The 14967-nt window shown below is 73.6% G+C and carries 15 protein-coding genes and 1 pseudogene; 7 read left to right on the plus strand and 9 right to left on the minus strand.

The features are described 5' to 3' along the window. The first annotated feature begins 164 nt into the window (after positions 1-164). Genes ACFYSH_RS20900 through ACFYSH_RS20930 form a run of 7 tightly spaced genes read left to right on the plus strand, consistent with a single transcriptional unit; the run spans position 165 to position 7957 of the window. The gene (locus ACFYSH_RS20900; RefSeq protein ID WP_359466285.1) at positions 165-1247 is read left to right on the plus strand and encodes an ADP-ribosylglycohydrolase family protein; all 1083 of its coding nucleotides are present in this window, start codon (positions 165-167) and stop codon (positions 1245-1247) included. Then, positions 1244-2572, plus strand: coding sequence for an ADP-ribosylglycohydrolase family protein (locus ACFYSH_RS20905; protein ID WP_388754352.1), 1329 nt, complete (start codon positions 1244-1246; stop codon positions 2570-2572). Before ACFYSH_RS20900 ends, ACFYSH_RS20905 begins: the two co-directional genes overlap by 4 nt. Then, positions 2508-3704 (plus strand): ADP-ribosylglycohydrolase family protein, encoded by a 1197-nt coding sequence (locus ACFYSH_RS20910; RefSeq protein ID WP_388754353.1) that lies wholly within the window; start codon positions 2508-2510, stop codon positions 3702-3704. Before ACFYSH_RS20905 ends, ACFYSH_RS20910 begins: the two co-directional genes overlap by 65 nt. Then, complete coding sequence (locus ACFYSH_RS20915) at positions 3701-5068, plus strand: ADP-ribosylglycohydrolase family protein (RefSeq protein ID WP_359466290.1); 1368 nt, start codon at positions 3701-3703, stop codon at positions 5066-5068. Before ACFYSH_RS20910 ends, ACFYSH_RS20915 begins: the two co-directional genes overlap by 4 nt. Beyond that, positions 5065-5949 (plus strand): ribokinase, encoded by an 885-nt coding sequence (locus ACFYSH_RS20920; RefSeq protein ID WP_359466292.1) that lies wholly within the window; start codon positions 5065-5067, stop codon positions 5947-5949. Before ACFYSH_RS20915 ends, ACFYSH_RS20920 begins: the two co-directional genes overlap by 4 nt. Further along, entirely contained in the window at positions 5946-7142 is a 1197-nt protein-coding gene (locus ACFYSH_RS20925; RefSeq protein WP_359466294.1) for a CoA transferase, read from the plus strand. Before ACFYSH_RS20920 ends, ACFYSH_RS20925 begins: the two co-directional genes overlap by 4 nt. Further along, entirely contained in the window at positions 7139-7957 is an 819-nt protein-coding gene (locus ACFYSH_RS20930; protein WP_388754358.1) for an HpcH/HpaI aldolase/citrate lyase family protein, read from the plus strand. Before ACFYSH_RS20925 ends, ACFYSH_RS20930 begins: the two co-directional genes overlap by 4 nt. 78 nt (positions 7958-8035) lie before the next feature. On the opposite strand, the gene lgt is transcribed toward ACFYSH_RS20930, so the two are convergent. From lgt to ACFYSH_RS20975, 9 genes and pseudogenes are all read right to left on the minus strand, one after another. After that, entirely contained in the window at positions 8036-9007 is a 972-nt protein-coding gene (lgt, locus tag ACFYSH_RS20935; RefSeq protein ID WP_359466298.1) for a prolipoprotein diacylglyceryl transferase, read from the minus strand. A gap of 114 nt (positions 9008-9121) precedes the next feature. Next, the gene (locus ACFYSH_RS20940) at positions 9122-9943 is read right to left on the minus strand and encodes a thioredoxin domain-containing protein (RefSeq protein ID WP_359466300.1); all 822 of its coding nucleotides are present in this window, start codon (positions 9941-9943) and stop codon (positions 9122-9124) included. A 75-nt stretch (positions 9944-10018) separates the two neighbouring features. Further along, positions 10019-10831: a tryptophan synthase subunit alpha gene (trpA, locus tag ACFYSH_RS20945; protein WP_359466302.1), complete on the minus strand. Its 813-nt coding sequence runs from the start codon at positions 10829-10831 to the stop codon at positions 10019-10021. Further along, positions 10828-12108 (minus strand): tryptophan synthase subunit beta, encoded by a 1281-nt coding sequence (gene trpB, locus ACFYSH_RS20950; protein ID WP_359466304.1) that lies wholly within the window; start codon positions 12106-12108, stop codon positions 10828-10830. Before trpB ends, trpA begins: the two co-directional genes overlap by 4 nt. Before the next feature lie 125 nt (positions 12109-12233). Then, a pseudogene (trpM, locus tag ACFYSH_RS20955) lies at positions 12234-12434 on the minus strand (tryptophan biosynthesis modulator TrpM); the annotation flags it as partial. A 10-nt stretch (positions 12435-12444) separates the two neighbouring features. Beyond that, a complete protein-coding gene (trpC, locus tag ACFYSH_RS20960; RefSeq protein ID WP_359466306.1) occupies positions 12445-13254 on the minus strand; it encodes an indole-3-glycerol phosphate synthase TrpC in 810 nt (269 codons plus the stop codon). 113 nt (positions 13255-13367) lie between these two features. Beyond that, positions 13368-13844 (minus strand): DUF2752 domain-containing protein, encoded by a 477-nt coding sequence (locus ACFYSH_RS20965; protein ID WP_359466308.1) that lies wholly within the window; start codon positions 13842-13844, stop codon positions 13368-13370. 103 nt (positions 13845-13947) lie between these two features. Then, positions 13948-14199 (minus strand): HGxxPAAW family protein, encoded by a 252-nt coding sequence (locus ACFYSH_RS20970; protein ID WP_359466310.1) that lies wholly within the window; start codon positions 14197-14199, stop codon positions 13948-13950. Positions 14200-14293: 94 nt separating this feature from the next. Further along, the gene (locus ACFYSH_RS20975) at positions 14294-14953 is read right to left on the minus strand and encodes a TIGR02234 family membrane protein (RefSeq protein ID WP_359466311.1); all 660 of its coding nucleotides are present in this window, start codon (positions 14951-14953) and stop codon (positions 14294-14296) included. Between the last annotated feature and the right edge of the window lie 14 nt (positions 14954-14967).

A 14967-nucleotide genomic window follows, 5' to 3' on the forward strand; every position in this document is an offset into this window, starting at 1 on the left:
AGTACGCACGAAACAGGCCTCCCGCCAGCAAGGAAGGCCGAACTTACCTGCCCCGAGGACGTCACCCGGGCGGCCGATTTGTACGATCCGCGAGCCTCTCTTCGGCACGAGCGGGGAAACCTCGCGTATCCGGTCTTTCCGGGTGCGAGCGAAGGGGCGACACGATGGAGCTCAGAGCGGACGGCGCGGCGGCGAGCACGGGTGACCGGGCCCGGGGGGCATTGCTGGGGCTCGCGGTGGGGGACGCGCTCGGAGCCCCGGCGGAGAACCTGCGGCCGTCCGAGATCCGCCGCCGCTGGGGCCGCATCGAGGGCTTCGTCAGCGACGATCCGGCCGGGACCGACGACACCGAGTACGCGATCTTCTCCGGACTGCTGCTGGCCAGGCACGGCTCGGCGCTCACCGTCTCGCATGTCGAACGGGCCTGGCACCACTGGATCGCCGATCTGGACGAGGGCCCGTTCCGTGGCGCCGGATTCAGCGAGCGCGGCACGCTGGAGAACCTGCGACGCGGTCTCGCCGCCCCGATCTCCGCGCAGCACCGGCACGCCTGGAGCGACGGACTCGCGATGCGGGCGGCGCCCTTCGGGGTGTTCGCGGCGGGCCGTCCCGCCGAGGCCGCGCGGCTGGTGGCGGTGGACGGGCGGGTCAGCCACGACGGCGAGGGCATCTACGGCGGGCAGGCGGTCGCGGCGGGGGTGGCGGCCGCGATGGTGGGGGCGGGACTCGCCTCCGTGATCGCCGCCGCGCTCTCGGTCGTACCGATGGACTCCTGGACGGCCCGCTCGCTGCGCCGTGCGGTCACGGCCGCGCAGCGCTCGTACCCGGACCGGCTGGCCGGGGAACGCGCGGTGCGCTCGGCGGTGGTGATCGGCGGCTACCCGTGGACGGATCTGGCACCGGAGGCGGTGGGCCTGGCCTTCGGCGCCCTCACGGCGGCGCGCGGTGATTTCCGGTCGGCGGTACTCACGGCCGTGAACATGGGCCGGGACGCCGACACCACGGCCGCCGTGGCGGGCGCACTGGCCGGCGCTCTGCACGGGGCGTCGGCGATCCCCCCGGACTGGGCGGCGGCGATCGGGCCGGTGCGCGGCAGCTGCCTGCCGTCGATGCGCGGCTACCACGTACTGGACATCGCGGATCTGCTGACCCCGGACGACGGGGAGGATACGCCGGGGACGTCTCCCGCCCCGGGCCGGGAGCCCGGCACCGCCGCCGCCCCCGGCGGCCGGCTGGGTGCCCGGTGACCGCCGCCGGCCACGCCCCGCAGGGCTCGCCCGCCGTGACGGAGTCCACCCCGCACGTGGCCATCCGGATCACCGCCGAACCGGCGGCCGCCGCCGGCGCCGGCGCCGGGAGCTGCGGCGCTCCGGGCAGGCGGGCCAGGATCGAGGGGCTGCTGCTCGGGCTGGCCGCCGGTGACGCCGCCGGCTGGCCGGCCGCGCGGCACCGGGCGGCGCGGATGCCGGAGTGGACGCGGCGGCTCACCCGGGAGCTGGACACCTTCGCGGAACAGAACGCGACGACGACGCTGCCCGTGCCCATCGCCCTCAACCAGCCGCCGGAACCGCTGCGGCTCGGCCCCTCCGACGACGCCGAGTGGGCCGCGTTCGCCGCCCGGACGGTGCTGGCCGCCGCTGCCGACCACGCACCGGGCCTCTCTCCCGGCCACCGGGTGCGGGACGCGGTCGACCGGTCGTGGAACGCGCTGGCGGCGAAGGTCGCCGCCGCGAGCGCCCGGGCGCCCGAGGTCGAGTCGGCGGTCCTGCCGCTGCGGGCCCGGATCTCCGTACGGGCCGGACTCGGCAACCTGGCCGCCGGGCTGCGGCCGCCCGCCACCGGCCACGACAACCCGCACTACTTCGACGACGCGGCCTGCGTACGCGCCGCCGTCCTCGCGGTCATGCACCCCGGGGACCCGGCGGCGGCTGCCGGGCTCGCCGAGTTCGACGCCCGCTACACCCAGGACGGTGACGGGGTGCACGGCGCGCGCGCCGTCGCCGCCGCGATCGCCGAGGCCTTGGCCGGAGCGGATGTCGACTCGGTGGTGGACGCCGCGCTCGACCAGCTTCCGGACGGCACCGAGATCGCGCGCAACGCCGTCCACGCCGTGCGGCTGGCCCGGGAGTTCGCCGACGAGGCGGCGGGCGCCTTCGCGCTCGTCCCGGTGCTGGAGCACCAGATCGTGGACCACGTCTACAGCTACGGGATCGCCGCGGCCGAGACCGTGCCCGTCGCCCTGGCCCTGGCGACCGCCGCCCGGGGCGCGTTCACCCAGGCCGTTCCCGCCGCGGCCTGTCTGTCCCGGGTCGCCGACTCCGCCCCGGCACTGGCAGGGGCCCTGACCGGGGCGCTGGGCGGAGCGGGGACGGTGCCCGCCGGCTGGCGGGAGGCCTGTCGGACGCTGGCCGGGTGCGCGCTGCCCCGGCTCGCGGGCACCGACCTCGTCGAACTCGCCGGGCTGCTCGCAGCCACGGAACCAGCCGCCCCGGGTGGACAATTCCGGCATGGCACACAAAACATCCGCACCGCTCGCGGTCGGCACGACCACTACGGCACTCACCCTGGATGAACGCGTCACCGGAGCCCTCGTCGGCGCGGCCGTGGGGGACGCGCTCGGCGGTCCCGTCGAGGGCTGGACACCCGAGCAGATCACCGAGCGCCACGGCGGCCGGGTGACCGGCGTCGTCGGGCCCTGGTACGGCGACGACTGGCGCACCGCGCGCCCCATCGCCCCGTACCACAAGGGTGACGGGCACGTCACCGACGACACCCTGATGACCCATGCGCTGGTCCGGGTGTACGAGACGGTGCGCGGCCACCTCGACGCCTACGCCGTCGCCGACCACCTCGTACCGGACCTGATGTCGCGACCCCGCTGGATTCCGGAGCTGGAAGCCGAGGCACTCCCCCTGCAGCGCCTCTTCCTCGCCGAGAAGTGGATCGTCACTCGGCTGCACTACGGGCACGCCGACCCTCGCGAGGCGGGCTCGGGCAACGTCGTCAACTGCGGGGCGGCGATGTACATGGCCCCGGTCGGCCTGGTGAACGCGGCCCATCCGGAGGCGGCGTACGCGGAGGCGCTGGACGTCGCGGGGGCCCACCAGTCCTCGTACGGCAGAGAGGCGGCCGGGGTGCTGGCGGCCACCGTCGCCGCCGCGTGCGCGCCCGACGCGACCCCCGCATCCGTCGTCGAGACCGCGCTGGCCCTGGCCAAGGACGGCACCCGGTCGGCGATCGAGTCGGTGTGCGAAGTGGCCGCCCGCTACACGGACTTCGAGTCCGCACTGCTGCCACTGCGCGCCGCCGTGGCCCCGTTCGACACGGTGGGCCCCCACTACCGCGACCCCTCGCTCGGCGCCCGGCGGCCTTCCCGGCTGCACTCGATCGAGGAGCTGCCTGTCGCGCTCGGCATGCTGCTCGTCGGCGGCGGCGACTACCGCCACACGGTGCTCGGTTCGGTCAACTACGGCCGTGACTGCGATTCCATCGCCACGATGAGCGGGGCGCTCGCCGGTGCACTCCACGGCGAGCAGGCGATCCCCGAGGCCTGGGTGAAGACGGTCGGCGAGGCCAGCCGCCTCGATCTGCACGCACCGGCGCGGGCCCTGGCGGACGTCACCCGGGAGATCTTCGTACAGGACACGGCGCGGCGCCGCAGGCACGAGGCGGCGTTCGCCGTGCTGGCGGGCGACGGCAGGTGACCGTACGTCTGACCTGGGTCCAGCCGGAGGACCTGGTGGGCCACGAGCTGCGCCAGGCAGCGCAGGACGGCCGGGACGCCGGGGACATCGAGCGGCGCTGGTACGCGGCGGGCGGCGCCCCCGCCCCGGAGCGCGCGGGGGCCTCGGAGCCCTCCGTCCCGCACCGGCTGCGCGCGCTCGCCGAGCAGCTGCTGGACGAACTAGCCCTGCTGGAAAGCCCGTTGGCCGATGACGAGCCGACCGGCCTGGACCGGATCCGGGCCGTCTGCCCACGCTGGCCCGCCCCGCGTACCCGCCCCGTCTCCCCCGGCCCCGACCGTCTGCACGCGGCCTGGCTGGGCCGGGCCGCCGGCTGTCTGCTGGGCAAGCCGGTCGAGAAGCTGCCGCTGGCCGGCATCCGCGCGCTGGCCCGCGCCACCGGCAACTGGCCGATCGGCACCTGGTTCACCGCTCGCGGGCTGTCCGCCGAGCTGACCGCGCGGTACCCCTGGAACCGCCGCTCGGCGCCCACCTCCCTCGCCGAGAACATCGACGGGATGCCGGAGGACGACGACCTCGACCATCCTCTGCTGACCCTGCTGCTCCTCCAGCGGCACGGCCGGGACTTCAGCACGTCCGACCTCGCCAGGCTGTGGCTCGAAGAGCTCCCGGCGGGCCGTGTCTTCACCGCCGAGCGCATCGCGTACCGCAACCTGCTCGACGGCGTCGAGCCGCCGGACACCGCACGCCACCGCAACCCGTTCCGGGAGTGGATCGGCGCCCAGATCCGGGCCGACGTGCACGGCTGGACACACCCCGGCGACCCGGGGGCGGCAGCGGAGCAGGCTCACCGGGACGCCGTCCTCACCCACACGGCCAACGGGGTGTACGGGGCGATGTTCACCGCCGCCGCTCTCGCCGAGGCGGCGGGCGGGGAGACGGACGTGCACGGCTGCCTGGCGGCCGGGCTGCGCGTGGTGCCGCCCCGGTCCCGGTACGCCCGTGCGGTACGCCTGGGGATCCGGGCGGCCCGCGACGAACCGGACTTCGACACGGTCGTGGACCGTCTCCACGCCGCCTACGGGCCCACCCACCACTGGGTGCACGTCCTGCCCAACGCGGCACTCCTGGCCGCCGCCCTCACCCACGCCGACGGGGACTTCGGACGCTCCATCGGCTGCGCGGTGTCCGGCGGCTGGGACACCGACTCCAACGGCGCGACGGCCGGCTCGCTCACGGGGCTGCTGGCCGGGCGGGCCTCCGCGCTGCCCGACCACTGGACCGCCCCGCTCAAGAACCGCCTCGCCACATCCGTACCCGGCTTCGACTCCATCGGCTTCGACGCCCTCGCGGAACTGACTCTTCAGGAGGTACGCCGCCCATGACAGCGATCGCGGTGCTCGGCAGCACCACCATGGACCTGGTCGCCTACGTCGCCCGGGCCCCCGGGCGCGGGGAGACCGTCACCGGACGGGAGTTCCGGACCGTCCCCGGGGGGAAGGGCGCCCACCAGGCCGTCGCGGCGGCCCGCGCGGGAGGCGACGTCGTGATGATCGGTGCGGTCGGTACCGACGAGTACGGCTCGCTGCTCCGGACCCGTCTCGAACACGCCGGTGTGGACACGGAACTGCTGCACACCGTCGCGGGGCCCAGCGGCACCGCGCACATCGTCGTGGACGACGAGGGATCGCACACGATCGTGGTGATCCCCGGTGCCAACGGCACCGTGACCGCGCTCGGCACCGGCGAGGAGGCCGCCGTCGCGGCGGCCGGCCTGCTGCTCCTGCAGCTGGAGCTTCCGCTCTCCGTCGTGACGGAGGGGGCGCGGACCGCGAAAGCCCACGGTGTACGGACGATCCTGACCCCCTCCCCCGTGCAGCCCCTGCCCTCCGGGCTCCTGGACACCGTCGACCTGCTGGTCCCCGACGAGCACGAGGCGGCCGCGCTCACCGGGTGCTCGGATCCGCGTGCCGCCGCCCAGATCCTGCTCCGCCAGGTCCCCGAGGTCGTGATCACGCTCGGCCGGAAGGGCTGTCTGTACGCGGCCAGGGGCGGCGAGCCCGTCCTCTTCCCTGCCCCCGAGGTCAGCACCGTCGACGCGACCGGCGCCGGGGACGCCTTCGTCGGCACCCTCGCCGTGGCGCTGGTCGAGGGCCGGGGCGTACCCGAGGCGCTGGCATGGGCCTCGGCGGCGGCCGCGCTCTGCGTCCAGCGGCCCGGTGCCCAGACGTCCATGCCGTACCGCAGCGAGAGCGGGGCCGTGTGAACACGACGACCGCTCCTCTCGCCGGCCTGCGGGTCCTGGATCTCGCCACCCTCTTCGCCGGCCCGCTCGCGGCCACCATGCTCGGCGACTTCGGTGCCGAGGTCATCAAGGTCGAGCATCCGCGAAAGCCCGACCCCTCCCGGGGGCACGGCCCCGCGAAGGACGGCGTCGGCCTGTGGTGGAAGCTCCTCGGCCGCAACAAGCGCACGCTGACGCTCGACCTGTCCTCCCCGGGCGGCCGGGACGTGCTGCTGCGGCTGGCCGCCCGCACCGATGTGATCATCGAGAACTTCCGGCCCGGCACCCTGGAGCGCTGGGGGCTCGGCTGGGAGGAGCTGTCCGCCGCCAACTCCCGGCTGGTGCTGACCAGGGTCACGGGCTTCGGGCAGACGGGCCCGTACGCGCACCGGCCGGGCTTCGGCACGCTCGCCGAGGCGATGAGCGGTTTCGCCGCCGTCACCGGGGAACCGGACGGGCCGCCGACCCTGCCGCCGTTCGGGCTCGCCGACTCGATCGCGGCGCTCGCCACGGCGTACGCCGTGATGACGGCGCTGGCCGGACGGGACCGCACCGGCCGCGGCCAGGTGGTGGACATGGCGATCATCGAGCCGATCCTGACCGTGCTGGGGCCTCAACCGCTCTGGTACGACCAGCTCGGATACGTCCAGCCGCGGACCGGCAACCGCTCCCGCAACAACGCCCCGCGCAACACCTACCGCACCTCCGACGGACACTGGGTGGCCGTCTCGACCTCCGCCCAGTCCGTCGCGGAACGCGTGATGCGTCTCGTGGGGCGCCCGGATCTGATCGAGGAGCCATGGTTCACCGCCGGAACCACGCGCGCCGAGCACGCCGACGAACTCGACGAGGCGGTGGGCCACTGGATCGCCCGGCGTACCAGGGAGGAGGCGGTGGACGCGTTCGAGAAGGCCGAGGCGGCGATCGCGCCGATCCAGGACGTCCGGGACGTGATGGAGGATCCCCAGTACCGGGCGCTGGGCTCGATCGCCGAGGTCGACGACCCCGAACTGGGGCCGCTGCGGATGCAGAACGTGCTGTTCCGGCTCTCGGAGACACCGGGGGCGATCCGCTGGGCCGGCCGGCCGCACGGAGCGGACACCGCCGAGATCCTGGCGGAGCTCGGCCTCCCCGCACCGACGATCGCGGCGCTGCGGGACGAGGGCGCGCTGTGAGCGGCCCGGCGGTGGCGCTGACCTGGCTGTACGTTCCCGGGGACCGGCCCGGGGTGGTCCGCAAGGCGCTCGGCGCGGGTGCGGACGTGGTGATCGTGGACCTGGAGGACGCGGTCGCCCCGGAACGCAAGGAATACGCACGGTCGGCGACGGTGGAGCTCCTCGCGGATCCGGTCACGGTGGACCCGATGGCAGTGCCGGTCCATGTCCGGGTGCACGGCGAGGACGACGTGAAGGCGCTGGCGGGCCTGCCGGGGCTGTCCGGGATGCGGCTTCCCAAGATCACCCATGCGGCGTCCGTGCACCATGTCGCGGCTCTGGCGCCGGGGGTGCCGCTGTATCCGCTGCTGGAGTCGGCGCTGGCCATCGAGCACGCGTACTCGATCGCCGGGGCGCATCACGCCGTGCGGGGCATCGCCCTGGGCGAGGCGGACCTCCGGGCGGATCTGGGGGTGCGGGACGACGCCGCACTGGACTGGCCGCGCAGCCGTGTGGTGATCGCCGCCCGGGCGGCCGGACTCGACCCTCCCGTGATGTCGGTGTACCCCGATGTCCGGGACCTGTCCGGGCTGCGGTCGTCCTGTGCGCACGGGAGAAATCTCGGTCTGCTCGGCCGTGCGGCGATCCATCCGCGGCAGTTGTCCGTCATCGAGCGGGCGTTCCGGCCCGTGGCGTGCGAGGTCGAGGCGGCGGAGCAGATCCTGGAGGCGTCCCGGACCGAGGCGGGGGCGCAGGCCCTGCCGGACGGCCGTTTCGTCGACGCGGCGGTGGTGGCGGCAGCGGAACGCACGCTCTCGTTGGCTCGGCGTCGCTGAGAACTCCCGTACGTGCGCAAGGGGGCCCCGGACCTCTGTGGTCCGGGGCCCCCTCTCACCACACGCGTGGGTGGAGCGTCAGCTCCTGTCGGCCTTCTGCGTGCTCTCGTCGGCCTGCGTCGCCTGCGCCTCGGGGGCGGGCTCGGCGTCGGCGGGGGCTTCCTCGGAATCGGCGTCGGTGGCGGTGTCCTCGGCGGAATCGGCGCCGGTGGCCTTCCCGCCGTCCTCCGCCGGGCTCACGGCGGGCTCGACGATCTCCTCGCGGCCGGGGCGCACCTTCGCCGAGATCACGATGTAGGCGACGGCGAGCACGAACACGATGATCGCGGTCCACACGTTCAGCCGGAGGCCCAGTACGTGGTGCGCCTCGTCGACGCGCAGGTACTCGATCCATCCGCGGCCCGCGCAGTACGCCGCGACGTACAGCGCGAAGGCCCTTCCGTGTCCGAGCTTGAAGCGGCGGTCCGCCCAGATGACCAGGAGCGCGACGCCGACGCACCACAGCGACTCGTACAGGAACGTCGGGTGGTAGGTTCCCGCGACCCGGTTCGGGCCCTCGCTGATCTTCAGCGCCCAGGGCACGTCCGTCTGCTTGCCGTACAGCTCCTGGTTGAACCAGTTGCCCCAACGGCCGATCGCCTGGGCGATGGCGATGCCGGGGGCCAGCGCGTCCGCCCAGGCCGGGAGCGGGATCCCACGGCGGCGGCAGGCGATCCAGGCACCGACCGCGCCGAGCGCGATCGCGCCCCAGATACCGAGGCCGCCTTCCCAGATCTTGAAGGCGTCCACCCAGTTCTCACCGTCGCTGAAGTACAGCTGGTAGTCGGTGATCACGTGGTAGAGCCTGCCGCCGACCAGGCCGAAGGGCACGGCCCACACGGCGATGTCGGCGACGGTGCCGGCTCTGCCGCCCCTGGCGATCCAGCGCTTGTTGCCGAGCCAGACGGCGACGAAGACACCGATGATGATGCAGAACGCGTAGCCGCGGAGCGGGATCGGGCCGAGCTCGATCACGCCGGTCGACGGGCTGGGAATGAAGGCAAGGTTCATGACGGGGTCGACGCTACCCTGCCGGACGGTCCGTGCGGCGAGCCGTCCGGCAACTTCTGGGTAACGGGTACTCCGACGGAGCGTCCGCGGGGGCGCGTTCCTCGCCCACGACGCCTACGACGACGGTGTCGCCCCGACGGTGCCGGGCTTCTTGCCCTTGTTCGCCGCCGCGACCCACTTCTTCAGGTTGGCCACGGAGATCTGTTCGTCCCCCTTCTTCGGGAAGACCGACTCGCCGTTGAGCAGCACGGTCGGTGTGCCCTCGAACCCGCCCTCGTCGAAGGCGTCGCCGGACTTCTCGACCCAGCTGTCGTGGGTGCCGTCCTCCACACAGGTGCGGAAGCCGGGTGTGTCGAGGCCGTCCACCTTGCCGGCCAGTTCGATCAGCTTGCTGTTGTCGGCGAAGGCGTCGTCGGTCTCCGTGGGCTGATTGCGGTAGAGGACGTCGTGGTACGGCGCGAACATGCCGACGTCCTGGGCGCAGGCGGCCGCGTTGGCCGCGCGGAGCGATCCGCTGCCGCCGAGATTGCCGTCGATGATCGTGACCAGGTGGTACTCCACCTTGAGCTGCCCGCTGTCCGCGAGCTCCGTGATCGTGTCGCGGAAGGCGTTCTCGAACTGGGCGCAGGCCGGACAGCGGAAGTCCTCCCAGACGGTGAGCGTGGACGGCGCGTCGTCGGCTCCCACCTGGAGGGCCAGGCCGTCCTCCCCCACCGCCCCGGACGGGGTGACGGCGGGCCCGGCCTCACGGTCCTGGTCGTCCTTGCCCGCGTCGGCGGCGATCACACCGATCACGGCGGCCAGCGCCAGCACCCCCACCACGGCGGTCGCCACGATCAGCGTGCGGCGCCGGCGCTCCCGTGTCCGGTCCTGCTCACGCCGCTGGACGAGCCGGTCACGCGCGGCTCTTCTTCGGTCCTCGTTCTTGTCGCTCACACCGGGCAAACGAACCGGGGAGGCGCGCGAGCGCCTCCCCGGCCCCATGTCCACCCGTACGGGTGATGAGCGCGGTCAGCGCTTTCGAACGCCTTCGGCCAGTTCGCCCGCCAGCGCGCGGACGGCGGCGAGGCCTGCGGCCTCGTCCGGGGCGTCCAGCATCCGCTTCACGAAGGCCGATCCGACGATCACCCCGTCGGCGAAGCCCGCGACCTGCCGGGCGTGCTCGGCGGTGGACACGCCGATGCCCACACAGACCGGCAGGTCCGTGGTGGCGCGGGTGCGGCGCACCAGGTCCTGGGCCTGCTCGCCGACCGATGCGCGGGTGCCGGTGACCCCCATCAGCGAGGAGGCGTACACGAAGCCGGAGCCCGCCGCCGTGATGGTGGCCAGGCGGGCGTCCTGGCTGCTCGGGGCGACGACGAAGACGGTGGCGAGACCGTGCTTGTCCGCGTACTCCCTCCACAGCCCGGACTCCTGGACCGGCAGGTCGGGCAGGATGCACCCGGCGCCGCCCGCCTCGGCGAGCTCGGCCGTGAACCGCTCCACGCCGTACCGGTCGACCGGGTTCCAGTACGTCATGACGAGGATCGGCGCACCCGTCGCCTCATGGGTCTCCCGGACCGTACGCATGATGTCGGCGATCTTGAGGCCGCCGCGCAGCGCGATGTCGTCCGCGGTCTGGATGACCGGTCCGTCGAGCACCGGGTCGCTGTGCGGGAGTCCCACCTCGATGACGTCGGCGCCGCCCGCGACGGCCGCCTTGACGGCCGCGATGCCGCCGTCGACGGTCGGGAAGCCGCCGGGCAGGTAGGCGATGAGCGCCGCCCGGTCCTCGGACGCCGCCCTGGCCAGCGTCAGCTCGAGAAGCTCTCGGTTGCCGCTCACTTGGTGACCTCTTCCTCTCCGTCGGCCACATCGGCCTCGACGACCGCGTCGGCACCGTCGTACAGCCCGAAGTACCGCGCCGCCGTGTCCATGTCCTTGTCGCCGCGGCCGGACAGGTTGACCAGGATCAGCCCGTCCTTGCCGAGCTCCCTGCCGACCTCCAGGGCCCCGGCCAGCGCGTGCGCGCTCTCGATGGCCGGGATGATCCCCTCGGTGCGGGAGAGGAGGCGCAGCGCCTGCATGGCCGCGTCGTCCGTGACCGCGCGGTACTCGCCGCGGCCGACGTCCTTGAGGTAGGCGTGCTCCGGGCCGATGCCCGGGTAGTCGAGCCCGGCCGAGATCGAGTACGGCTCGGTGATCTGGCCTTCCTCGTCCTGGAGGACGTAGCTGCGGGAGCCGTGCAGGATTCCGGGCTCACCCGCGGTCAGCGTCGCCGCGTGCTCGCCGGTCTCCACACCGTGCCCGGCGGGTTCGCAGCCGATCAGCCGGACGCCCGCGTCCGGGATGAAGGCGTGGAAGAGGCCGATGGCGTTGGAGCCGCCGCCGACGCAGGCGACCGCGGCGTCCGGCAGCCGGCCGGTGCGCTCCAGGATCTGGCGGCGGGCCTCGACGCCGATCACCCGGTGGAAGTCGCGGACCATAGCAGGGAAGGGGTGCGGTCCGGCGACGGTGCCGAAGAGGTAGTGGGTGCGGTCCACATTGGCGACCCAGTCGCGGAACGCTTCGTTGATGGCGTCCTTGAGGGTCCGGGAGCCGGACTTCACCGCGACGACCTCGGCGCCGAGCATCCGCATCCGCGCCACGTTCAGCGCCTGGCGCTCGGTGTCGATCTCACCCATGTAGATGGTGCACTCGAGCCCGAAGAGGGCGCAGGCGGTCGCGGTCGCGACACCGTGCTGTCCGGCTCCGGTCTCCGCGATGACGCGGGTCTTTCCCATGCGCTTGGTGAGCAGCGCCTGGCCGAGCACATTGTTGATCTTGTGTGAGCCTGTGTGGTTGAGGTCCTCGCGCTTGAGGAAGACGCGGGCACCTCCGGCGTGCTCGGCGAAGCGCGGGACCTCGGTCAGCGCGCTGGGACGGCCCGTGTAGTCGACCATGAGCTGGTCGAGTTCTGCGGCGAAGGCCGGATCCGCCTTGGCCTTGTCGTACTCGACGGCCACCTCGTCCACGGCGGCGACCAGCGCCTCCGGGATGAACTTGCCACCGAAAGCGCCGAAATAGCCCTCGGCGCTGGGAATCAGACCTTCGGGGTCCGGAATGAAGAAGTCGGACGACATGCGACGTGCTCCTCGAATCGCAAACGGGTGATGTCACCGTATGCGCCATGAGCTGAGCGCCACGCCGGCCGGTGGACTGCCGGGGCGGTGGGACGTACGGGGCTCAGCACAGGCGCGGAACCCGTACGCCATCGCATGCCGTTGACCTGCCCCGGCTCGTCGCCGATCACGTACCGCACGCGCCGGCCGTGCACACGCCGGGCGGGGGCGCGGCAGCCACGGGGGCGGCAGCCGCGCGCCAGCGGCGCGTGCGGGTCCCGGGCGGCCCCGGCCCCGGCGGGCCGCAGGCCCGGCCGGACACGGGACGCGGGACGGTCGGCGGCCATGAGGAGGGTGTCAGCCCCGTCCGTGCCGGAGCGCGGGGTGGGCGCCGGCGGCGACCAGGTCGGCGACGGCGGCACGGGGGTCGCGTCCGGTGACCAGGGACTCACCGACGAGTACGGCGTCCGCGCCGGCGTTGGCGTAGGCGATGAGGTCGTGCGGACCGCGGACACCTGACTCGGCGACCTTGACGATGTGGCCGGGGATCTCGGGGGCTACGCGGTCGAAGGTGGAACGGTCGACCTTGAGGTCCTTGAGGTTGCGCGCGTTGACACCGATGATCTTCGCCCCGGCGTCGACGGCGCGCTCCGCCTCCTCCTCGTCGTGCGCCTCGACGAGCGGCGTCAGACCGATCGACTCGGCGCGCTCGATCAGTGAGACCAGGGCCTCCTGGTCGAGGGCGGCGACGATCAGCAGCGCGAGGTCGGCGCCGTAGGCCCGGGCCTCCCACAGCTGGTACGAGGTGACGATGAAGTCCTTGCGCAGGACCGGGATGTCGACCTTGGCGCGGACGGCCTCCAGGTCGGCGAGCGAGCCGCCGAAGCGGCGCTCCTCGGTGAGGACCGAGATGACGGATGCCCCGCCGGCCTCGTAGTCCGCGGCGAGCGCGGCCGGGTCGGCGATGGCGGCAAGTGCCCCCTTGGAGGGGCTGGAACGCTTGACCTCGCAGATGACGGTCACGCCCTCGCCCCGCAGTGCGGCGACACCGTCCTTGGCCCGGGGAGCGCGCGCGGCGCGTTCCTTGAGCTCGTCGAGGCTGACACGCGCCTGCCGCTCCGCGAGGTCGGCGCGAACGCCGTCAATGATCTCGTCGAGCACACTCACGCGAGCGGCCCCCTTCCGAAGCGGTGATGGGTACAGGATCAGCCCTCTCGATGGTATCCGCAGGAGGGCTCAAGGCTCGCATCCGGCGTCCTCACGTCCCACCACCTGGTCATTCACGGCGCCAGTGCCGAGCCGAACGGCAGGTTTCTGACCACGGAGAACACCAGCAGCACCGCGCCGACGCCCCACCAGTAACGGGGCGCGACACCGATCCTCAGGGGCGTGCCCCGGCTCGCACGGACCGTCCAGAGCAGCCAGACCACGGCGAAGACGGCGAAACCGACGACGGCCAGGGCGTTGGAGCCGAGAGCGGTGGCGAGGTCTCCGTGGGCGAAGGCGTGGGCACTGCGCAGCCCGCCGCATCCGGGGCAGAGGAGTCCGGTGAACCGGAGCATGGGGCAGACCGGGTAGTGACCGGGCTCGTTGGGGTCGACCGCGGCGACGTAGCCGAAGGCCCCGACGACGGCGGCCATGACCCCGACGGGAACGGCGAGCCGCCGGATCCGGGAGACCGGGGCGGGGGGCGGCGCGAGCCCGGGTACGGAGGCCGGGTCCGGGGCGGGGGCTGCGGGAGAGGCTGAGGCGTCCACGCGCCGATTGTCCCCGCTCACGCGGAGAGGCGCAGCCCGGTCCGGGCTGCGCCTCGCGTCGTGTCCTGGGAGCGGCACCCGCCGGGTGCCCCTCAGGGCTGTCCTAAGCCGTGATCTGCGCTCGTGCGGCGCGGGCACGGGCGGCCGCCATCTCGGCGGACTCCTTCGGCATGCCGAGACCGGCCATCTTCATGGCGAGACCGACGACCCCGCCGAGGAGCGTCACGGCGATGCCCACCCAGAAGCCGAGCGTGTTCGCCGCGACCATGAAGAGGCCCGCGACGCAGAAGCCGATGAAGGAGATGATGACACCGGTCCAGGCGGCCGGGGTGTGTCCGTGGCTGCTGCCCGCCATGAGTTGCTCCTTGTTGGTGTTGCGCTGAAGGTGTCGCGCTCGTGAAAGCTTGCTGCCATTGTCCCGTACGCGCCGGTGGACGTGAGGCTGGGGGTCATGCCTCGCGCGTCGGGTCCTCGCCGCGGTCCAGGGCTTTCCACAGTTCCTCGGGCCGGTCGGGGTCCGGGGCGGTGCGGGCGGCCTTGCGGGGGCGGGGGGTCCCGTCGCGCTCGTACCGTCCCGACATGGCCGGCCAGCGGCTGCCGTAGCGCAGTGCGAGCAGCCCGGCGAGCAGGATCAGCAGCCCGCCGGCCGCGGTGACGTAGGGCCAGGCGGTGTGGCTGAGGGCGCCGATGGTGGCCGCGGTGTTGCCTGTGGTCTGCGCGGCCTGCTCGTCCAGGGCGGCGCTGTCCGAGGCGCCCGTCCAGGCGCTCAGCCCGGCGCCGAGACCGCTGAGCGCCAGCAGTCCGGCGACGAGCAGCCGGCCGACGCCGCGGACGGCGAAGACGGCGACGAGGGCGGCCAGGCCCACGACCGCCAGGGCCGCCGGGAGGCCGGTGACGTCCTGGCCGTCGGCGCTGAGCGGCAGCGTGCCGCCGCCCACGGACGCCTTTCCCTCCGCCCAGGTCTGCCCGGAGGCGAGGAGGACGACGGTGGCGCCGGCCGCCCCGGCGAGCAGGCCGGCGGCCAGGCTCCGGCGGCTTCCGGCGCTGTCGGGCGCGGAGGCGGCTCGGGCACGGGACTGGGGTACGGGGACAGCACTCACGTACTCCACTATCCCCTACCGGC

Origin of the sequence: Streptomyces sp. NPDC005791, assembly GCF_042871485.1 — a bacterium.
Lineage (GTDB): Bacteria > Actinomycetota > Actinomycetes > Streptomycetales > Streptomycetaceae > Streptomyces.

Coding starts and splice junctions, on each gene's coding strand:
- ACFYSH_RS20900 (WP_359466285.1), top strand. CDS start 165: ATGGAGCTCAGAGCGGACGGCGCGGCGGCGAGCACGGGTGACCGGGCC.
- ACFYSH_RS20970 (WP_359466310.1), bottom strand. CDS start 14,199: ATGGCGGGCAGCAGCCACGGACACACCCCGGCCGCCTGGACCGGTGTC.
- ACFYSH_RS20920 (WP_359466292.1), top strand. CDS start 5,065: ATGACAGCGATCGCGGTGCTCGGCAGCACCACCATGGACCTGGTCGCC.
- ACFYSH_RS20910 (WP_388754353.1), top strand. CDS start 2,508: ATGGCACACAAAACATCCGCACCGCTCGCGGTCGGCACGACCACTACG.
- lgt (WP_359466298.1), bottom strand. CDS start 9,007: ATGAACCTTGCCTTCATTCCCAGCCCGTCGACCGGCGTGATCGAGCTC.
- trpB (WP_359466304.1), bottom strand. CDS start 12,108: ATGTCGTCCGACTTCTTCATTCCGGACCCCGAAGGTCTGATTCCCAGC.